The organism is Nocardioides piscis (assembly GCF_011300215.1).
GTDB lineage: Bacteria > Actinomycetota > Actinomycetes > Propionibacteriales > Nocardioidaceae > Nocardioides > Nocardioides piscis.
The window spans coordinates 1,188,144-1,208,147 of record NZ_CP049866.1; the positions used below are offsets into that span (position 1 = coordinate 1,188,144).

A 20,004-nucleotide genomic window follows, 5' to 3' on the forward strand; every position below is an offset into this window, starting at 1 on the left:
CATGGTGTCCGTGACCACGACAGCGCGCGTCCCGCAGGAGGAGCGCACCCGTGCGATGCGGCTGCGTCTGCTCGAGGCGACGGTCGAGTGCCTGGTCGAGCGCGGCTACTCCGGGACCTCGACGACGCTGGTGAGCGAGCGCGCAGGGGTCTCACGCGGGGCCCAGCTCCACCACTTCCCGACCAAGAACGACCTCGTCGTCGCCGCCGTCGAGCACCTCACCGAGCTCCGTGGCGCCGAGCTCTCGGCCGCCGTCGCCAAGCTGCCACACGGACGTCGACGGACCCGCGCGGTGCTGGGGATGCTCGGTGACCACTTCAGCTCACCGGTCTTCACCGCCGCCCTCGAGCTGTGGGTCGCAGCCCGCACCGACGCGGTCCTGCTCGCAGCCGTCGAGCCCCTCGAGCAGCGGGTCGGGCGCGAGGTGCACCGGCTGACGGTCGCGGCCCTGGGTGCCGACGAGTCGCAGCCCGGCGTGCGCGAGCTCGTCCAGGCCACCCTCGACCTCGTCCGCGGACTCGGCCTGGCCAACACCTTCTCCGACGACGCCGCCCGGCGCCGTCGCATCCTCGACCACTGGGCCGACGTGCTCGACCGAGAGCTGGCGCGATGACTGTCCTGATCACTGCACCGAGCCTGGGGAACGCGGGCGGGCTGCGCCTGCCCTCATCACCCCGCCCCGGTTCCCCAACCCACAAGAGGTCCGCATGAACGACGTCCTCACCACCGTCCTGAGCGACCTCGAGGCCGAGGGCGACGCCCTCGAGGCGCTGGTCGCGGATCTCGACGAAGCCGGGTGGCACACCCCGACCCCCGCTGCCGGCTGGGACGTCGCCGCCCAGGTCGCCCACCTCGCCTGGACCGACGAGGTCGCCACCAAGGCCGCGACCGACAAGGAGGCCTGGGACCAGGTCGTCACCGAGGCGCTCGCCGACGTGACCGGCTATGTCGACACCTGCGCGCTCGCGATCGCCCAGGACCCCGACCTGCTGGTTCGCTGGCGCACGGCACGCGCGGCGCTGAAGAGCGCGCTGTCGACGTACGGCGCCGGCAAGATGCCCTGGTTCGGGCCCCCCATGTCGCCGACCTCCATGGCCACCGCCCGGCTGATGGAGACGTGGGCCCACAGCCTCGACGTGCACGAGGCGCTCGGGGTCACCCCGGAGCCGAGCAACCGGATCCGCCACGTCGCGCACCTCGCCGTACGCACCCGTGACTTCGCCTTCCTGAACAACTCGCTGCAACCGCCGGCCGAGGAGTTCCGTATCGACCTGGTCGCGCCCGACGGCGACGTCTGGTCCTTCGGGCCCGAGACGGCCGCCGAGACGGTGACCGGCTCCGCGCTCGACCTGTGCCTGCTCGCCACCCAGCGGGTCCACCGCGCCGACACCGACCTCGTCGCCACCGGCGCCGGCGCCGACAGGTGGCTCGACATCGCGCAGTGCTTTGCGGGTCCGCCCGGATCCGGACGGGAGGCCGGCCGTGGCTGAGCTGCTGCGCATCGGCAACTGCTCGGGCTTCTATGGCGACCGCCTCAGCGCGATGCGCGAGATGCTCGAGGGTGCCGACGACGGGCAGAGCCTCGACGTCCTGACCGGTGACTACCTCGCCGAGCTGACCATGCTCATCCTCGGCAAGGACACCATGAAGGACCCGACGCTCGGCTATGCCCGGACCTTCGTCCGTCAGGTCGAGGACTGCCTGGGGCTGGCGCTCGAGAAGGGCGTGCGGATCGTCAGCAACGCCGGCGGGCTCAACCCCGCGGGCCTGGCCGACAAGCTCCGCGAGGTCGCGCGCGGCCTCGGGCTCGACCCGGCGATCGCCCATGTGGAGGGCGACGACCTGCGCCCGCTGGCCCTGTGGCCCCAGGCACTGACGGCCAACGCCTATCTCGGCGGGTTCGGCATCGCCGCGGCGCTGCGCCAGGGCGCTGACATCGTCGTCACCGGCCGGGTCACCGACGCCTCGCTCGTCGTCGGTGCCGCCGCAGCCCACCACGGCTGGACCCACGAGCACCTCGACGAGCTCGCCGGCGCGGTCGTCGTCGGTCACGTCCTCGAGTGCGGCACCCAGGCGACCGGAGGCAACTTCAGCGGCTTCGGCTCGCTGCCCGACCGCAGCCGCCCGCTCGGCTTCCCGCTCGCCGAGGTCGCCGCCGACGGCTCGAGCGTGATCACCAAGCACGACGGCACGGGCGGCGCCGTCACGGTCGACACCGTCACCGCGCAGCTGGTCTATGAGATCCAGTCGACCCGCTATCTCGGCCCCGACGTCACCACCCTGCTCGACACGATCACCCTGGCCGAGGCCGGTCCCGACCGCGTCGCGATCTCGGGCGTGCGCGGCGAGGCCCCGCCGGAGCGGCTCAAGGTCTGCGTCAACGAGCTCGGCGGCTGGCGCAACCAGGTGGAGCTGGTCCTGACCGGGCTCGACATCGAGGCCAAGCGCGACTGGGTCCGTGACCAGGTGACCGCGGCGCTGGTCCCCGCGCCCGCCGAGGTGGTCTGGTCGCCGCTCGACCTGCCCACCCCCGACGCCGACACCGAGCAGGGTGCGTCGACGCTGCTGCGCTGCACCGTCAAGGACCCCGACCCGGGACCGGTCGGCAAGCCCTTCACCGCTGCGGTCGTCGAGCTCGCGCTCGGCTCCTATCCCGGCTTCACGCTGACCGCCCCGCCCGGCCCGGCGACCCCGTTCGGGATCTATCGTGCGGAGTACGTCGACCGGTCGGCCGTCGAACACGTCGTGGTCCACGCAGACGGAACCCGGGAGAGCGTGGGGGAGCCCCCGGTCTCCACCCTGCACCCCGCCACCGACAGCGAGACCGACGCCGACCGCAGCGCGCCCGCGGACGTGCTCACGCAGCGCCACCCCCTGGGCACGTTCGTCCACGCCCGGTCGGGCGACAAGGGCGGCGACGCCAACATCGGCCTCTGGGTCGCCCATGACGGCTCGCCTCACCGCGAACGACGGGCAGAGTGGCTGTGCAAGCTGATCACTCCGCGCAAGGTCGCCGAGCTGGTCCCGGAAGCAGAGGGCCTCGACATCGAGGTCTTCCCGCTCACCAACCTGGGAGCGGTCAACGTCGTCATCCACGGGCTGCTCGGCGACGGGGTCGCGGCGTCGACCCGGTTCGACCCGCAGGCCAAGGGGCTCGGCGAGTGGATCAGGTCGCGGCACGTCTCGATCGAGCAGGGGTTGATGTGAGCGGTTTCGTGACAGGCGCCACGGCGCCTTCCTCAACCTCCGACCGGGAGGCGCTGCGGGCGACTGCGGCCGAGTTCGTCCGGCGCGAGGTCGCACCCCACCTCCAGGACTGGGAGGACGCGGGCGAGATCCCGCGCGAGCTCCACCTCAAGGCGGCCGAGCAGGGACTCCTCGGCGTGTCCTTCCCCGAGGACGTCGGTGGTGAGGGCGGCGACCTCGCCGACACCGTCGCGCTCCAGGAGGGCATGTTCGCCGCCGGTGCCTCCAGCGGGCTGATGGCCGGGCTCTTCACCAACGGCATCGCCCTGCCCCACATCGCGGCCTCCGGCAACCCCGACCTCGTCGACCGGTTCGTCCGGCCGGTCCTGGCCGGCGAGGCGATCGCCTCGCTCGCCGTCACCGAGCCGGGCGGTGGGTCCGACGTCTCGGGGATCACGACCCGCGCCGAGCGCGACGGCGACCACTACGTCGTCAACGGCTCCAAGACCTTCATCACCTCCGGCGTCCGCGCCGACTTCGTCACCACCGCCGTGCGCACCGGCGGCCCCGGCCACGCGGGGGTCAGCCTGCTCGTCGTGGAGCGAGGCACCCCCGGGTTCACCGTCACCCGCAACCTGCGCAAGATGGGCTGGCACTGCAGCGACACCGCCGAGCTGTCCTACGTCGACGTCCGGGTCCCCGCCGCCAACCTGGTCGGCGAGGAGGGCTCGGGCTTCTACCAGATCGCAGCCCAGTTCGTGGTCGAGCGGATCGCGCTCGCCGTCCACGCCTACGGGATCGCGGCGCGGTCGCTGGAGCTGACGGCGGCGTACTGCCGCGAGCGCGAGACGTTCGGCAAGCCGCTCATCGCCAACCAGGTCGTGCAGCACAAGCTGGTCGAGATGCACCGGCAGGTCGAGGTGGCCCGCGCCTACACGCACGCCGTCGTCGAGCGCCACGTTGCCGGCGAGCAGGTCATCGCCGAGGCGGCGCTGGCCAAGCAGACGGCGGTCGAGGCATCGACATACGTCTGCGACCAGGCGGTGCAGCTGCACGGCGGCACCGGCTACATGCACGGGACCGAGGTTGAGCGGCACTACCGCGACGCCCGGATCCTGCCCATCGGAGGAGGAGCAAGCGAAGTGTTGACCGATCTGGCTGCGAAGTTGTTGGGGTATGCGTCATGAAGATGGGTGACGAGGTGACGGTCTGGATGGACGCGTCGCCCGACGAGGTGTGGGACCTGGTCAGCGACGTGACGCGGATCGGGGAGTTCAGTCCCGAGACCTTCGAGGGGAAGTGGACGCGCGGCTCGACCGGCCCCGAGGTCGGCGCGTCCTTCGCCGGCCACGTCAAGCGCAACGGCGTCGGCCCGACCTACTGGTCGCCGTGCCAGGTCACGGCGTGCGAGCCGGGGAAGGTGTTCGAGTTCGCCGTCGGCACCGACGCCGTCACTGTCAACAACTGGGGCTACCGCCTCACCCCGCGCAAGGGCGGCACCGACGTGACGGAGTACTTCCGGCTCGAGGGCAACCTGGCGATGAGGGCCTACTGGCTGGTGCTCGGCCCGCTGCGCTCGCGCACCAACCGCAAGGGCATGCGCACCACGCTGGAGCGGATGAAGGCAGTCGTGGAGGGGACGTCGCAGTGACCGTCACCAACCGCGAGGCGATGCTCGACAAGATCGCCGACCTCGACGCCCAGCACGCGGTCGCCGTCGCCGGCGGCGGTGAGAAGTATGTCGATCGCCACCGCGCGCGCGGCAAGCTGACCGCCCGCGAGCGGATCGAGCTGCTCGTCGACCCCGGCTCGGCGTTCCTCGAGCTGTCCCCGCTGGCCGGCTGGGGCTCCGACTTCACGGTCGGGGCGTCGGTGATCACCGGCATCGGCGTGGTCGAGGGTGTCGAGTGCATGATCAGCGCCAACGACCCGACCGTGAAGGGGGGCGCCTCCAACCCCTGGACGGTCAAGAAGATCTTCCGCGCCTCGCAGATCGCCGAGGAGAACGGGCTCCCCACCCTCTCCCTGGTCGAGTCCGGCGGCGCGGACCTGCCGACGCAGAAGGAGATCTTCATCCCCGGCGGGAAGCTCTTCCGCGACCTGACCCGCTCCTCGGCCGCCAAGCAGCCGACGATCGCGCTCGTCTTCGGCAACTCCACCGCCGGCGGTGCCTATGTCCCCGGGATGAGCGACTACACCGTCTTCGTGCGCGACGCCGCCAAGGTGTTCCTGGGTGGGCCGCCGCTGGTGAAGATGGCCACCGGCGAGGAGACCGACGACGAGTCGCTCGGTGGTGCCGAGATGCACGCGCGGACCTCCGGGCTCGCCGACTACCTCGCCGAGGACGAGCACGACGCCATCAGGATCGGCCGTCGGATCGTCGCGCGGCTCAACTGGCGCAAGGGCGGGGCGCCCGCAGCCGAGAGCTTCGCCGAGCCCGAGGCCGACCCCGACGGACTGCTCGACCTGATCCCGCAGGACCTCAAGGAGCCCTTCGACCCGCGCGAGGTGATCGCCCGGATCGTGGACGGCCGCAGTGCCACCAACGGAGCGGTCTTCGACGAGTTCAAGCCGCTCTACGGCACCAGCCTGGTGACCGGCTGGGCGAAGATCCACGGTCAGCCGATCGGCATCCTGGCCAACGCCCAGGGAGTGCTGTTCAGCCAGGAGGCCCAGAAGGCGACGCAGTTCATCCAGCTCGCCAACCAGGTCGACACCCCGCTGCTGTTCCTGCACAACACCACCGGCTACATGGTCGGCAAGGAATACGAGCAGGGCGGGATCATCAAGCACGGCGCCCAGATGCTCAACGCGGTCAGCAACAGCCGGGTGCCGCACCTCAGCGTGATCATGGGGGCGTCGTACGGCGCCGGCAACTACGGCATGAACGGGCGCGCCTTCGACCCGCGGTTCCTCTTCACCTGGCCCTCGGCCAAGAGCGCGGTCATGGGCCCGGCGCAGCTCGCCGGGGTCCTGGAGATCGTCGCGCGTCAGTCGGCGGAGTCGAAGGGCAACACCTTCGATGCCGAGGGCTTCGCCGGCATCAAGGAGATCGTCGAGGCGCAGGTCGAGGAGCAGTCGCTGCCCTACTTCCTCTCCGGGATGCTCTATGACGACGGAGTGATCGACCCCCGAGACACCCGGACGGTGCTCGCCATCTGCTTGTCGGTGATCGCGAACAGACCGATCGTCGGAACCGACCGATTCGGAGTGTTCCGCACATGACTCACCCCACGACGTTCAGCGTTCCCCCGCTGCGCTCCTCCACGAACAACGCCGAGGGGACCCCGAGATGACGACCATCAACCGACTTCTTGTCGCCAACCGGGGCGAGATCGCCCGCCGCGTCTTCGCCACCTGCCGCCGCCTCGGGATCGAGACGGTCGCCGTGCACTCCGACGCCGATGCCGGGCTGCCCTTCGTCGCCGAGGCGGACGTCGCCGTACGTCTGCCGGGCAGTGCTCCCAGCGAGACCTATCTGCGCGGAGAGCTCATCATCGAGGCCGCCCGGCGGACCGGAGCGGACGCGATCCACCCGGGCTACGGCTTCCTGTCGGAGAACGCCGACTTCGCCCGCGCCGTCGAGGCCGCCGGCCTGATCTGGGTCGGGCCGACGCCCACGTCGATCGAGGCGATGGGCTCCAAGGTCGAGGCCAAGCGCCTGATGCGTGACGCCGGCGTCCCGACGCTCCAAGCACCCGACCGACCCACGGCGGTCGACCTGCCGCTGCTCGTGAAGGCGTCGGCGGGCGGGGGTGGTCGAGGCATGCGGGTGGTGCGCCGGCTCGAGGACCTCGCAGGCGAGGTCGCGACGGCGCAGGCCGAGGCCGAGTCGGCGTTCGGCGACGGCACGGTCTTCATCGAGCCGTATGTCGAGCGCTCACGCCACGTCGAGGTGCAGGTCGTCGGCGACGGCTGCGGCGACGTGCTCGTCCTCGGTGAGCGCGACTGCTCGGTGCAGCGGCGCCACCAGAAGGTGGTCGAGGAGGCGCCGGCCGCCTCCTTGCCGGCCAACGTCCGCAGTGCGCTCCACGACGCCGCGCGGCGCGCGGCAGCGGCCGTCGACTATCGCGGGGCGGGGACCGTTGAGTTCCTCTATGACCCCGACACCGAGCGGTTCTTCTTCCTGGAGATGAACACCCGCCTGCAGGTCGAGCACCCGGTCACCGAGCTGGTGCACGCCGTCGACCTCGTCGAGCTGCAGCTCGCCGTGGCCGAGGGCCGGGGTTTCGTGACAGGCGCAGAGCGCCTTCCTCGGCCCGCCGGGCACGCGATCGAGGTGCGGCTCTATGCCGAGGATGCCGACTACACGCCCCAGAGCGGCCCGCTGGTCACCCTCGACCTGCCGGCCGACGCCGAGTTCGGGCCGCTCGCGCGCGCCGGGATCCGCGTCGACTCCGGCTTCGCGTCCGGCGCGCTCGTCGGCACGCACTACGACGCGATGCTGGCGAAGGTCATCTCCTGGGCGCCCACGCGGAGCCAGGCGGTCCGGCAGCTCGTCAGCGCGCTGCGCCGGGCTCGCATCCACGGCGTGGTGACCAACCGCGACCACCTGGTGGCGATCCTGCTCGCGGACGAGTTCGCCGCCGACGAGGTCACCACCACGTGGCTCGAACGGGCCGAGCTGCCCAAGGTGGGCGTCCCCGACCGGGCGACGGCCGTCGCCGGCGCGCTGATGCTCGCCGCGGAGGACGCCGAGCGCCGTACGGTCCAGCGCGGCATCCCTGCGGCCTGGCGCAACGTCGTCAGCCAGCCCCAGCGCACGACGTTCGAGGACCACCGGCCCGTCGAGTGGTGGGGGACGCGGGACGGGTTCGCCGTGGACGGCATCACGGTCCTCGACGTCTCGCCGACGCATGCGCGCCTGGAGGTCGAGGGCGTGGCGACGCTGGTCCGTGGCGTGCGGAGCACCACTGCCCCGGGCGCCGCTCGGGAGCTCTGGGTCGACGGCCCGGCCGGGTCCGCCTGCCTGCGCGAGGTCCCACGCTTCACCGATCCCGCCGACGCCATCCCCAGCGGCAGCCTGCTGGCCCCGATGCCCGGGACGGTCGTCAAGGTCGCCGTTGCCGAGGGCGACGAGGTCACCACCGGTGACGTCGTCCTGGTGATGGAGGCGATGAAGATGCAGCACACGATCACGGCCCCCGCCGACGGCAGGGTCACCACCCTCAACGCCACACCAGGACAGCAGGTCGCCTCCGGCGACGTCCTCGCCGTGGTCGACGACGCCCAAGGAGAACCAGCATGACCAACTTCACCGAGTCCGACGAGCGGCTCGAGCTGCGTCGCCAGGTCGCCAGGCTTGCCGGGAAGTTCGGCCGCGACTGGTTCGCCGAGAGGGCGCGCGCGGGTGAGAAGACGACCGAGCTGTGGCTCGAGATCGGCCGCGCCGGCTATCTCGGGATCAACATCCCCGAGGAGTACGGCGGCGGGGGCGGCGGCATCGGCGACATCGCAGCCGTCTGCGAGGAGCTGGCGGCCCAGGGCTGCCCGCTCCTGATGATGGTCGTGAGCCCGGCGATCTGCGGCACGGTCATCGCCCGCTACGGCACCGACGAGCAGAAGCAGCGCTGGCTCCCCGGCATCGCCGACGGCACCTCCACGATGGCGTTCGCCATCACCGAGCCGGACGCCGGCACCAACTCCCACAACATCACCACGACCGCACGCCGCGACGGCGACGGCTGGCTGCTGACGGGCCGCAAGGTCTACATCTCGGGTGTCGACGAGGCCGACAACGTGCTCGTCGTGGCGCGCGCCGAGGACGCGAGGACCGGCAAGCTCAAGCCGTGCCTCTTCGTGGTCCCGACCGACTCGGCGGGCTTCGAGGCGCACGCGATCGCGATGGAGATCGTCAGCCCCGAGAAGCAGTTCCAGGTCTTCATGGACGACGTGCGCCTGCCGGCCGACGCGTTGGTCGGCGACGAGGACGGCGGGCTCGTCCAGCTCTTCGCGGGCCTCAACCCCGAGCGGATCATGGCGGCGTCGTTCGCCACCGGCCTGGGCCGCCACGCGCTCGACCGGGCGACCGCCTACGCCAAGGAGCGCACCGTCTGGAAGGCGCCCATCGGGTCCCACCAGGCGATCGCCCACCCGCTGGCCCAGGCGCACATCGAGATCGAGCTGGCCCGGCTGGTGACCCAGAAGGCGGCAGCGCTGTGCGACGCCGGTGACGACATGGCTGCCGGCGAGGCCGCCAACATGGCCAAGTACGCCGCCGGCGAGGCCTGCGTGCACGCGGTCGACGCCGCCGTACAGACCCACGGTGGCAACGGCATCACGCAGGAGTACGGCGTGGCCGGACTCATCGTCGCGTCGCGCACCACCCGCATCGCCCCGGTCAGCCGGGAGATGATCCTCAACTACGTGGCGATGCACTCGCTGGGTCTGCCCAAGTCCTACTGATCGTCAGGACGGCCTGATGTTGGCGTTGAACCGGAAGAAGTTCGTCGGGTCGTACGTCGACTTCAGCCGCCCGAGGCGCTTGAGCTGTGCGGGGGAGTAGGCCGACGCGACGCGTTGCGCGGCGTCGTCGGACGTGAAGTTCACATAGACCCCGCGACTGTGGGGAGCCAGCTCGTCGAAGAAGCCGCGCACCCACGCCCGGTGCCGGTCTGCCTCTCCTGCCTGCTCGGGCAGCCAGGAGGCGACGATGTTGATGTCGTGGGCGGCGTCGCGGTGGGGGAAGGCGGTGGTGTCCTCAGGCACCCGCGCCATGGCGCCACCGAAGCTGAAGATCGGCACCGACGAGAGCGGCGAGCTGATCCGCGACAGGTGGTCGCAGATGATCGCGATGACGTCGTCGCTCAGCGGTCCCAGGCGGTGCGACTTCCAGTAGTAGTGGCGACCGTGCGGGACCGCAGGGTCGAGCATCTTCTGGTGCGCGACGTAGGGCTTCGGTGCGATCGCGTCGACGAGTGGGGTTCCGAGCGCCCGCAGGGGGCGCAGGTGCTCCTCGCCCGCTGCGATGTCGCCGGCCCAGGTGACCACCAGTCCGACGATCGGGGTGCCGTGCACCTCGGGCGGGAAGACCGGCAGCGGTGGCGCGAGGCGCAGGTTGGCCATCAAGCCGAGGTCGTCGGGGGCGTCGGCGATGAAGTCGCGGAGGAAGGCCAGCACGGTCGGGGCCTGGGTCGCCGGCCAGGCGATCAGTCCCGCGAGCACCGTCGGCCCCAGCGGCTGCAGGTCGAAGGTGAAGCTGGTGACGGCGCCGAAGTTGCCCCCGCCGCCGCGCAGGCCCCAGAACAGGTCCGGGTGCTGCTCGGCGTTGGCCGTCACCAGGTCCCCCTCGGCCGTCACCACGTCGCACTCGCGCAACGAGTCGATCGCCAGCCCGAGCTTGCGCATGAGGTGTCCGATGCCACCGCCGAGCGTGAGTCCGGCAATGCCGGTGTGGCTGACGAACCCACCGGTGGCCGCGAGCCCGAAGGCCTGGGCCTCGCGGTCGAGGTCCGACTGGAGACTGCCGCCCTCGACCCGGATCGTCCGGGCGGCCGGATCGACCCGGGTGCCGGTCATCGCCGAGAGGTCGATGACGAGACCGTCGTCGACGACGGCGTGCCCGGCCACCGCGTGGCCGCCACCACGGACAGACGCCGGGAGGTCCTGGTCACGGGCGAATCGGACTGCGGCGCGGACGTCGGCCGTCCCCCGGCAGCGGGCGATGAGGGCGGGGTGGCGCTGGATGTCGCCGTTCCAGACCTGACGGGCGGTGTCGTACGCCGGGTGGTCGCGGCCGATCAGGTCGCCGCCGAAGCGGGCACCGAGCGCGTCGACGGCCGCCTGGTCGAGGCTGGTGCCGGGTGAGGTGGTCAGTGTGGTCATGGTGTGCTTCCTCCCTGGAATGGTGGTCCCAGCGTGAGCCGCACGTCGAAGGGCCGGCCAGTACCGAATGTGTACTGGTACAGAACCCATACCGGTCATACCGTCGGAGGATGACGACGACCTACGGCCAGTTCTGTCCGGTGGCGATGGCCTCCGAGGTGCTCACCGAGCGGTGGACGCCACTGGTGGTGCGCGAGCTGCTGTGCGGCAGCACCCACTTCAACGACCTGCGTCGCGGCGTCCCGCTGATGTCGCCGGCCTTGCTCTCGAAGCGGCTCAAGACCCTGGAGCGGGTGGGGGTGGTGGAGCGTCGCGACGGGGGATATCACCTCACGCCGGCGGGTCAGGAGCTGCGGGCGGTGATCGAGTCACTGGGCGTCTGGGGCCAGCGGTGGGCCCGTGGTGACGTGGTGGCCAAGCACCACGACGCGTCGTTGCTGATGTGGGACATCCACCGCAACATCGTCGTCGCGGCGCTGCCCCCTCGACGCGTGGTGGTCCACTTCCACCTGCAGGGCTCCAGGGACCGCAAGAGCCACTTCTGGCTCGTCCTGGACGCGCCGACGGTCGACCTGTGCCTGACCGACCCCGGCCACGACGTCGACCTCGAGGTGGCCGGTCACATCTCCACGATGGTCGACTACTGGATGGGGCGCACCGACTTCAAGACCGCCGTCCGAGCGGGAGACCTCGACGTGTTCGGGCCACGCACCCTCGTGCGGGCGCTCCCGACGTGGTTCGCTCGCAGCGACTTCGCCGACGTCCCGATCCCGGCCTGACCGCAGGAACGCAGACAGCGCAGGTGGTCTGGACCACCGGCGCTCTGGTGCTCGCCACGCACACGCACCGGACGTACGGTTCTTGCCTCGTCGTGCAAGGGGAAGAGCCGTGCGTTCAGTGGTCTCGATGGTCTCGGGGTTGGTCCTGGCGCTGGCAGCGCTCGTCCTGGTGCCGGCGCCCGCGCTGGCCGCCGGCACGGTCACGGTGTCGGTCGTCGGCCAGGGGTCGGTGTCGGGGGAGGGGATCAGCTGCACCCAGAGCGGGGGGCCGGACTGCTCGGAGTCCTATGCCGACACGACCTACCAGGAGTGCGACCCGGAGCGGAAGCCTCCATGCTGGGACGTGAACGAGGCGCCGCTCGTGAGCTTCGTGGCCGGCCCTGATTCCAACGGGTTCGTCTTCGACGGTTGGACGGGGTGCGAGTCGGTCAGCGACCGAACCTGCTCCCTGACCGTCCACGAGAGCGGGAGCGTCCAGGCGCGGTTCCGTGACGCCCAGTTCCCGACCGTCGCGGCCCCCTCGCCGAGCAGTGGGGTCCATCGCGGCACCATCACGTTGGCCACGACGGCGAGCGACAACGCCGCCGTGACCTAGGTGGAGTTCTACATGGGCGCCTCAAAGCTGGGCGAGGACTCGGCGGCGCCCTACGAGCTGGCATACAACACCACCACCCGGTCCGACGGTACGGTCTCCCTCACCGCCAAGGCCTACGACGCGGCGGGCAACGTCTCGACCTCGGCCGCGAGAAGCATCATCATCGACAACACCGCGCCGGTGGTCAACGTCACGAGCGGCCCGAACGGCCAGACCTTCGGTCCCGCCTCGACCCAGACCTGGGGCTTCACCGCCTCCGACGCCACGAGCGGGATCGCGGCCGTGGAGTGCGGGATCGTCGCTGCCGGTGCGCCCGCGTCGTACGGCGCCTGCTCGGGTGGCAGCACCAGTCACTCGGTCTCGGGACTGGCCGAAGGCGACTACCGCTTCCTCGTGCGCGCCAGGGACGCCGGCGGGCTCGAGGCAGCGACCGAGCGGCTCTTCAGCATCGACGCCACCGGCCCGACCACGACGATCACGAGCGGGCCTGCGTCGGGCGCGACGGTGGCGCCCGGTCCCCTGACCTGGATCTTCGCCGGTGAGGACGGTGCCACGTGGCAGTGTCGGCTGTTCGCCGCCGGCACCACCGCACCGGCCTTCGGCGGCTGCAGTGGTCCGGGATCCCACACCGCCTCGGGGCTGGCCGACGGTGGCTACGTCTTCGAGGTGCGGGGCCGCGACGCCGTGGGCAACGCCGGGCCGGGCGTGACTCGGGCGTTCACCGTCGCCACGCCGCCGCCGCCGCCTCCACCACCGACGACCACGACCCCGACCACCGCCACTCCGCCCCCGCCCGCGACGTCCGCCCCGACACCGCCGGCAGCGAGCCCCACGCCCGACACGGTCCTGGACAGCAAGCCCCGACGGCGCGTGACGGCGAAGGGAACACGCACAAGGGTCAAGGTCACCTTCCACGCGACGCTGTCGGGAGCGAAGTTCCAGTGCAAGGTCGACGGCGGCGGCTGGAAGACCTGCACCAGCGCCTGGAAGCCGCGCCTCAAGATGGGCAGGCACGTGCTGCAGGTCCGGGCCGTGACCGGGACGTCGGTCGACGCCACGCCCGCCAAGGTGAAGGTCCGGGTGGTCCGCGCCTGAGGACCGGAGGGATCGCTTTCGGCGTAGCCTCACGGCCAGGAGGTGGGTCGTGGCACGTGGGTCGTGGGGCGCGGCGTCGCTGCTCACTGTCCTGCTGCTCGCGCCGGGCTGCGGTCCCACCGATGACACGGTGAAGGAGCAGCCCATGGACACTCCACCCCCCTCAGCCTCGTCGGGAGTTGACCCCAGCGAACAGGCGAGGGCAGCGGTCGATGACCTGGCTGCCCGCCTCCAGACAGACCCGGCCGCCATCGAGGTGGTGGCCGAGGAACCCGTCACGTGGCGAGACGGCAGCCTGGGCTGTGCGCGACCGGGCATGTCCTACACCCAGGCCATGGTCGAGGGCCTGCGGATCACGCTGCGGGTCGACGGCGCCGACCACGAATACCACTCGAGCGGCGACCGCCAGCCCTTCTGGTGCAAGGACCCGACGCAGTGACCGCTGTCGGCGCTTCGGCCTAGCCTGTGCGCATGGCGCTGAAGGACCGACCGCTCGTGCCCGAGGAGTGGGTGCTGCGGCTCGACTCCCTCCTGGCTGCGCTGCCCGACTGTCGTCAGGAGGCTGCCTGGACCGGCACCCGGTGGCGGGTCGGGCAGGCGACGGTGGCCCACGTCTTCGGTGGTGAGGACCAGCTCTTCCGGATCACCTTCCGTGGGGAGCCCGACGAGGTGGCTGCCTTCGAGCACCTCGGCCCGCCCTACTTCCGCTCCGGCTGGGGCGGCAACGTCATCGGGCTGGTCCTCGACGACGAGACCGACTGGACCGAGCTCGCGGAGCTGCTGACCGACTCCTACTGCCTGCAGGCGCCCGCGCGCCTCGTCGCCCAGGTGTCGCGCCCCTGACAGTGGCGGGTTGGCCGCGCAGGCACCATGCTGTGCAGGTGTTCAAGATCTATGCGCTGATGTCGGTCGTCAGCATCGTGCTGATGGTGTGGTGCCTGATCGAGGCGATCTCGACGGACGAGGGCCGCATCCGCAACCTGCCCAAGCTGTGGTGGATCCTGCTCATCTTGTTCTTCCCGCTGGCGGGGTCCATCGCCTGGCTGGTCGCAGGGCGGCCCGCCACCACCGGTCCCCGACCCGGTTCCACGCCTGCCTTCCCCGAATACGACCGTCCCGGCCGGATGGCGGCGAACGATCCGGCGAAGGACGAGGACTTCCTCAAGAAGGTGCGCGAGCGGGCGGAGGAGCAGCGTCGCCGGCACGAGCAGCAGAAGCGCCGCCAGGCCGAGCAGGACGGCGCGGGAGACGCCGACGCGATTGACTGAGGCCACTCAATCGCGCAGCGGGACGAACCGATATCGCCCGTGCTCGGTGACGACCGCCCCGGGGTTGGTGACGCGAAGCATCGTGCCGGCCACCGGGATGACCATCACTCCCTCGTCGCTCAGCTGGGCGACCAGCTCGGTGGGCAGGCGTGCGGGCTCGGCCGACACGAGGATCCGGTCGTACGGCGCCTCCCGGTCATCGCCCAGCACCCCGGGCCGTGCCTCGATGATCCTGGCCCAGGGCTGACGGGTCGCCGCCAGGTTCTTCTGACCGAACCTCACCAGCTCCGGCTCGAGCTCGACGCCGAGCACCCGGCCGGCCGGCCCGACGAGGTGCGCCAGCAGCGCGGTCGTCCAGCCCGATCCGGCCCCGACGTCCAGCACTCGCTGACCCGGTCGCACGTCCAGCAGGCGGAGCATGGCTTCGACGGTGCGGGGCTGGGAGTTGGTCTGTGCGTGGCCGATCGACAGCGGTCCGTCGTGCGCGGCCCGACGACGCTCGGCGCGCCGCAGGAAACCCGCCCGCGGATGGGCGCGGAAGGCACCCGCGACGCGGTCGGGTGGAAGGAACTTGTCGGCCACGTCTCGAGTCTGCCTCGAAGCGCCTCGATGTCTGTAGGAAAAAAGACCCGAGACGGCCACCTACGGGGGAGCGGTGGCCGTCTCGGGAGTGTGGGGGTTGGCGCTGTGGTGTCGCCGCGGTGGGTCAGGGCCTTCCGGCACCTGCCGGCTTGCCCTTCGCGTCCTTCGTGTCCTTCGCGTCCTGGGCCGAGGTCGTGGCCGTGGTCGGGGTGGCTGTCGGCTTGACCGGCGTCGTGGCCTGGGTCGGCTTGACCGGCGCCGGCCCGGTCGGCCTGGTCGGCCTGGTCGGCTTGAGAGGCGTGGGCTTCGTCGCAGTCACGGCCTGGGTGGGCTTGGTCGGCTTGGCGGGCTTGCTCGGCGTCGCGGCCTGGGTGGGCTTGGCGGGCTTGCTCGGCTTGGCCTTCGGCTCGCCGATCACCGTGACGCAGTAGGTCGCGATGCTCTCCTTGCCGCCTGCCTCGGTGGCGAGGGCGGTGAACGCCGCGCTGTCGAGCGACTTGCCCCGGGTCTGCCTGTTGCCGTTCTGGTAGGCCTTGCACAGGCCCTTGAAGCTGGGCGTGGGCGAGGCCGACTCGGTCGCCGAGGCGTTGTCGGCGGGCTGGGTGGTCTCGGTGGGGTCGACCGTCTCGCTCCCGCTGGCCGCGGCCTGAACCTTGGCCACCGACGCGGTGGCCTGGTCGGACGCCTGGCCGGGCAACGTGGGCAGGTTGTCGGTGGCCGCGAGCGCAAACCCGCCGGAGGCGAGGGTGACGACGATGCCGGTGGCGACGACCGCCCGGGTGGCTGCCCTGCGAGGTGTGGTCATGACACTCCTGGTGCTGGTGACGGGTTCCAGACGAGCCGTGTGGAAGGCCGCCACCGCGAGGTTCTCTCGCCGCAGCTCTGCGGGACGAGCGGGTGCGCGCAGCGCGCCCAGCAGCCCTGAGAGCCGGGATGCGGGCTCGACCGGAGCATCGAGGATGCTCTCGGTCTCGCGGCGCGTCAGGCGGTGGTGGTTGCTCATCTCAGACCTTCAGCGTCGGGCTCGGGTGAAGTGTCACGGGTGGGGCGAACATTTTTCTCCGGGTCTTCCAGCTGCCGGGCCAGGGCGCGCAGCCCGCGGTGCGCCGCGCTGCGCACCGCCCCCGGGCGCTTGCCCAGGATCCGGGCCGCGGTGGGTGCGTCGAAGCCGAGCACGGTGCGCAGCAGGATTGCCTCCGCCTGGTCTCGCGGCAGGCCCGCCAGCATCCGCAGGGCGTCCTGTGTCCCGACGGCGTCGAGCACGAGACCCTCGACGTCCTCCCCGGTGGGGCGGTCGAGCAGCTCCATGAGGTCGAGGTCGCCCACGGGTTGGCGCTGCCGGCGACGCAGGTGGTCGAGGGCTCGGTGGCGACCGATCGTGGTGATCCAGCCGCGGAATCCGTCGGCGTCGCCGGCGAACCGGTCGAGGTCGCGGAACGCCTGGGCCCAGGTCTCGCTCGCGACGTCCTCCGCGTCCGCGACGCCGACCATGACGGTCAGATAGCGCAGCAGCCGGGGCTGGACGTCGCGATAGACCACCCGCATGGCGTCCTCGTCGCCGGCACGCATCCGCTCGACGTGGAGGTCGAGCGGATCGTCGGGCGCGGACACGGGCGAGGTTCTACCAGACGTCCGTGCTGGGTCAGACGGCTCGGTGACCCTGCTTGACGAACGTCAGCTGCTGCACGTTGATGTAGCCGCTGGCGAACCCGGCGCGCGAGTATTCGAGATAGAAGTGCCACATCCGCAGGAAGGTCTCGTCGAAGCCCAGGGCGAGCACAGCGTCTCGCTGGGCCCGGAAGGTCGTGTCCCAGCGCCGCAACGTCTCGGCGTAGTGACTGCCGAACTCCAGCAGTCCCGTGCGCCGCAGAGACGTCTGTGCACTCGTGATCTCGTCGATCACCTGCACGCTGGGCAGGAATCCACCGGGGAAGACGTACTTGTTGATCCACGTCTGGGTGCCCCGCGTGGCCAGCATCCGGTCGTGCGGCATCGTGATCGCCTGGATCGCGACCCGGCCCCCCGGTGCCAGGGTGTGGTCGATGGTCTGGAAGTAGGTGCCCCAGAACTCGTGGCCCACGGCCTCGATCATCTCGACGCTCACCACGGCGTCGTACGCCGATGCGAACTCAGGCTCGGCCAGGGCCCGGTAGTCCATCAGCTCGATCCGCACCAGGTCGGCCACGCCGGCTGCGGCCACGCGCTGCTCGGCGAGCTCGAGCTGCTCGCTCGAGAGGGTGATGGAGTGGACGCGCGCCCCGCGCCGGGCAGCACGCAGTGCGAGCTCGCCCCAGCCGGTGCCGATCTCGAGGACCCGGGTGCCCTCGGTGACGCCGGCCTCGTCGAGCAGGCGGTCGATCTTGCGGGCCTGCGCCTCGGCGAAGTCGGCGCTGTGGAGGGGTGCGGCCCCGGTGTCGGCGGGGTCTGGTGGGGTGGCCAGCAGGTGGTGAGGTCCGTCCGGACCAGCGCGGAAGGAGGTGGGGAAGAGAGCAGACGAATAGCTCAGGGTCTCGTCGAGGAAGATCGCGAAGAGCTCGTTGGACAGGTCGTAGTGGTGGGCGATGTTGGCCCTGCTGTTGGCAGCCGTGCTCCGCTGGTGGCGCGGGGTGCGGTGGGTCACCAGCGCCCGGAGGTTCTGCAGCGACTGGGGGACGAGGTCGGCGATCCGCGCTGCCGGCACGGTCAGGAACTCGGCGAGGTCGGCCGCGTCCCAGGCGCCGGTGAGGTAGGCCTCGCCGAAGCCGATCAGCCCGTCGCGTCCGAGGCGTGCATAGAACTCGTCGGGCCGGTGGATGACCATCCGCGGTCCGCCACGGCCCAGGGTGCGACCGATGCCGCGCCGGTTGGGGGCCTCCTCCACGGTGACGTCGAGGCGCCGGATGGCGGCGGCGAAGAGCCGGCGTGCGACGGCGGCGGAGACAGCCGTGCGCGGACTGGCCGGCACGGGCTCCAGGGCAGGCAGGCGCTCGTCGGTGGAGGGCCTGGACTCGAGGCTGGTCATCGGACGCCTTCCTGACGGTGTGGGGGGCGGGAGTGGATCGGGAGCCGGCGGGCCCACAACCAGATGCCGTGCGCGCGGATGAGCGCGCTGCTCCTCAGGGTCGCGCCGAGGGTCCGCCAGCCGCCGGGACGGTCGTGGACACCACCGACCCGCTCGCCGGTGACGCTCGCGCTGAACGGCTGACCGTCGGCGGTGTGCAGGGTCACGGCGACGTGCAGTCGCCGCTCCGGCACCGGCACCGCGAGCTCGTAGTAGCCCTCGACGCCGTGGAAGGGCGAGACATACATGGCCTTGTCGACCCGGGCGCGGCCCTGGTCGTCGGGCTGGACGAGATAGGCGTGCCGGTCGCCGTACGTGTTGTGGACCTCGACGACCACCGCCGCCTCCACGCCGTCAGCGTCGAAGCACCAGAACACCGAGATCGGGTTGAAGCAGTGGCCGAGCGACCGCGGGTTGGCCGCCATCAGGATCCGGCCACCCGCCAGGTCGATGCCCTGGAGGTCGAGGAACGCCTCGACGTTCTCGCGGATCGTCGCGTTGGCAGAGCCGAGGTGGTCGCGGGCCTCGAAGCTGACGAGGCCCCGACGCCGGGGCAGGTCGTCGAGGTCGACCAACCACAGGTGTGAGCGGTGCTCGAACCCGCGCTTGAAGGGCGTACGGCGGGTGTGCCTCACCGTCGTCTCGAACACCCCGGCCTCGACCCGGGCCGCGGGGGTCGCCGTGGTCGGCCAGGTCAGGCCCAACCGCGTCGCCGCCGCGAGGCCCGAGCGGGCGCCGTCCTCGTGGAAGCCCCAGCCGTGGTAGGCCCCGCGAACGCGATCCGCCCGGTGTCGACCTCGGCCAGCCGCTGCTGGGCCGCCACCGAGGTCGGGGTGTAGAGCGGGTGCTCGTACTCCATCCGCTCGATCACCGTCGCCGGGTCGACGAGGTGCTCCCCACCCAGGGTGACGAGGTAGTGGGTCTTCGTCGGCAGACGCTGGAGCCGGGTGAGGTCGTAGGTGACGGTGACCTGACCGGTGGCGGTCGTCGGGCGCTGGAAGTTCCAGCTCGACCGGGCGTTGGGGGCCTGCGGCAGCAGGGAGGTGTCGGTGTGGAGCAGGGCGGTGTTGGCGACGTACGGGATCGACGAGAGCACCTCGCTCTGCGCGGTCGTCGGGGACTCCAGCATCGAGATGGCCTGGGCGGGGTGGGTGGCGATCACGAGGGCGTCGAACGAGTGGACTCCACCGTTGCCGTCGGTGACGACCACGCGGTCGGGCAGCTCGTGCACCGAGGTGATCTTGGTGCCCGTGCGGACGGTCTGCAGCTGCGCGGCCACTGCGTCGACATACGTCCTCGAACCCCCGGTGACGGTGCGCCACTGCGGCGAGCCGAACACGCCGAGCATGCCGTGGTGCTCGAGGAACGTGAACAGGTAGCGGGCGGGGTAGTCGAGCGAGGTCTCGGGGTCGCACGACCACACCGCTGCGACGAGGGGCTCCATGAAGTGCCGCACGAAGTGGGCGGAGAAGCCCCCTCGACGAGGAACTCGCGCAGCGTCTGGTCGGCTGTCGTGGATGCGTCATACGAAGGAGCACCCAGGGCGTCGGTTCCGGATGACGCGTCGGGACGTGACCGGTCAGCGGCCGCGAGGACGGCGCGGGCCCGACGGTGGAAGCGGGGGATCGCGGCGAG

General features: G+C 71.3%; 21 protein-coding genes. 14 read left to right on the top strand and 7 right to left on the bottom strand.

The genetic code is table 11. The annotated features are described in order from the left end of the window. The first annotated feature begins 1 nt into the window (after position 1). The 8 genes from G7071_RS05860 to G7071_RS05895 all read left to right on the top strand — a co-directional run bounded on the left by G7071_RS05860 (position 2) and on the right by G7071_RS05895 (position 9,591). Entirely contained in the window at positions 2-613 is a 612-nt protein-coding gene (locus tag G7071_RS05860) for a TetR/AcrR family transcriptional regulator (protein ID WP_166316096.1), read from the top strand. Positions 614-707: 94 nt separating this feature from the next. Further along, a complete protein-coding gene (locus tag G7071_RS05865; protein ID WP_166316099.1) occupies positions 708-1,490 on the top strand; it encodes a TIGR03084 family metal-binding protein in 783 nt (260 codons plus the stop codon). Next, entirely contained in the window at positions 1,483-3,207 is a 1,725-nt protein-coding gene (locus tag G7071_RS05870) for an acyclic terpene utilization AtuA family protein (protein WP_206062917.1), read from the top strand. Before G7071_RS05865 ends, G7071_RS05870 begins: the two co-directional genes overlap by 8 nt. Continuing rightward, positions 3,204-4,373 (top strand): acyl-CoA dehydrogenase family protein, encoded by a 1,170-nt coding sequence (locus G7071_RS05875; RefSeq protein ID WP_343043548.1) that lies wholly within the window; start codon positions 3,204-3,206, stop codon positions 4,371-4,373. The genes G7071_RS05870 and G7071_RS05875 overlap by 4 nt, the downstream gene beginning before the upstream one ends. Next, entirely contained in the window at positions 4,370-4,837 is a 468-nt protein-coding gene (locus G7071_RS05880; RefSeq protein ID WP_206062918.1) for an SRPBCC family protein, read from the top strand. Before G7071_RS05875 ends, G7071_RS05880 begins: the two co-directional genes overlap by 4 nt. Positions 4,838-4,857: 20 nt before the next feature. Further along, positions 4,858-6,411, top strand: a complete 1,554-nt coding sequence (locus tag G7071_RS05885) for an acyl-CoA carboxylase subunit beta (RefSeq protein WP_166320961.1) — start codon at positions 4,858-4,860, stop codon at positions 6,409-6,411. Positions 6,412-6,478: 67 nt separating this feature from the next. Next, entirely contained in the window at positions 6,479-8,434 is a 1,956-nt protein-coding gene (locus G7071_RS05890) for an ATP-binding protein (protein ID WP_166316102.1), read from the top strand. Next, positions 8,431-9,591: an acyl-CoA dehydrogenase family protein gene (locus G7071_RS05895; RefSeq protein ID WP_166316105.1), complete on the top strand. Its 1,161-nt coding sequence runs from the start codon at positions 8,431-8,433 to the stop codon at positions 9,589-9,591. Before G7071_RS05890 ends, G7071_RS05895 begins: the two co-directional genes overlap by 4 nt. 3 nt (positions 9,592-9,594) lie before the next feature. Here the strand turns inward: G7071_RS05895 and G7071_RS05900 are convergent, their stop codons facing one another. Then, complete coding sequence (locus G7071_RS05900) at positions 9,595-11,010, bottom strand: FAD-binding oxidoreductase (RefSeq protein ID WP_166316108.1); 1,416 nt, start codon at positions 11,008-11,010, stop codon at positions 9,595-9,597. A 110-nt stretch (positions 11,011-11,120) separates the two neighbouring features. On the opposite strand from G7071_RS05900, the gene G7071_RS05905 reads away from it, so the two are divergent. The 6 genes from G7071_RS05905 to G7071_RS05930 all read left to right on the top strand — a co-directional run bounded on the left by G7071_RS05905 (position 11,121) and on the right by G7071_RS05930 (position 14,747). Further along, complete coding sequence (locus tag G7071_RS05905) at positions 11,121-11,789, top strand: winged helix-turn-helix transcriptional regulator (protein ID WP_166316111.1); 669 nt, start codon at positions 11,121-11,123, stop codon at positions 11,787-11,789. A 109-nt stretch (positions 11,790-11,898) separates the two neighbouring features. Further along, positions 11,899-12,384, top strand: a complete 486-nt coding sequence (locus G7071_RS05910; protein WP_166316114.1) for a hypothetical protein — start codon at positions 11,899-11,901, stop codon at positions 12,382-12,384. Between the two features lie 12 nt (positions 12,385-12,396). Further along, positions 12,397-13,479: a phage tail protein gene (locus G7071_RS05915; protein WP_166316117.1), complete on the top strand. Its 1,083-nt coding sequence runs from the start codon at positions 12,397-12,399 to the stop codon at positions 13,477-13,479. Positions 13,480-13,528: 49 nt separating this feature from the next. Next, on the top strand, positions 13,529-13,918 hold the full coding sequence (locus G7071_RS05920) for a hypothetical protein (RefSeq protein WP_166316120.1): 390 nt from the start codon (positions 13,529-13,531) through the stop codon (positions 13,916-13,918). 32 nt (positions 13,919-13,950) lie between these two features. After that, the gene (locus G7071_RS05925; RefSeq protein WP_166316123.1) at positions 13,951-14,322 is read left to right on the top strand and encodes an MmcQ/YjbR family DNA-binding protein; all 372 of its coding nucleotides are present in this window, start codon (positions 13,951-13,953) and stop codon (positions 14,320-14,322) included. A 38-nt stretch (positions 14,323-14,360) separates the two neighbouring features. Then, positions 14,361-14,747: a PLD nuclease N-terminal domain-containing protein gene (locus G7071_RS05930; RefSeq protein ID WP_246210505.1), complete on the top strand. Its 387-nt coding sequence runs from the start codon at positions 14,361-14,363 to the stop codon at positions 14,745-14,747. A 6-nt stretch (positions 14,748-14,753) separates the two neighbouring features. Here G7071_RS05930 and G7071_RS05935 read toward each other — a convergent pair whose 3' ends face one another. From G7071_RS05935 to G7071_RS18665, 6 genes are all read right to left on the bottom strand, one after another. Beyond that, on the bottom strand, positions 14,754-15,329 hold the full coding sequence (locus G7071_RS05935) for a protein-L-isoaspartate O-methyltransferase family protein (protein ID WP_166316126.1): 576 nt from the start codon (positions 15,327-15,329) through the stop codon (positions 14,754-14,756). A gap of 124 nt (positions 15,330-15,453) precedes the next feature. Further along, positions 15,454-16,332, bottom strand: a complete 879-nt coding sequence (locus G7071_RS05940; protein ID WP_166316129.1) for a hypothetical protein — start codon at positions 16,330-16,332, stop codon at positions 15,454-15,456. Continuing rightward, positions 16,329-16,940 (bottom strand): RNA polymerase sigma factor, encoded by a 612-nt coding sequence (locus G7071_RS05945; RefSeq protein WP_206062919.1) that lies wholly within the window; start codon positions 16,938-16,940, stop codon positions 16,329-16,331. The genes G7071_RS05940 and G7071_RS05945 overlap by 4 nt, the downstream gene beginning before the upstream one ends. Before the next feature lie 31 nt (positions 16,941-16,971). Further along, entirely contained in the window at positions 16,972-18,330 is a 1,359-nt protein-coding gene (locus G7071_RS05950; RefSeq protein WP_166316132.1) for a class I SAM-dependent methyltransferase, read from the bottom strand. Next, the gene (locus G7071_RS05955; protein ID WP_166313519.1) at positions 18,327-19,073 is read right to left on the bottom strand and encodes a DUF1365 domain-containing protein; all 747 of its coding nucleotides are present in this window, start codon (positions 19,071-19,073) and stop codon (positions 18,327-18,329) included. The genes G7071_RS05950 and G7071_RS05955 overlap by 4 nt, the downstream gene beginning before the upstream one ends. Then, complete coding sequence (locus G7071_RS18665) at positions 19,064-19,813, bottom strand: FAD-dependent oxidoreductase (protein ID WP_246210506.1); 750 nt, start codon at positions 19,811-19,813, stop codon at positions 19,064-19,066. The genes G7071_RS05955 and G7071_RS18665 overlap by 10 nt, the downstream gene beginning before the upstream one ends. Positions 19,814-20,004 lie beyond the last annotated feature (191 nt).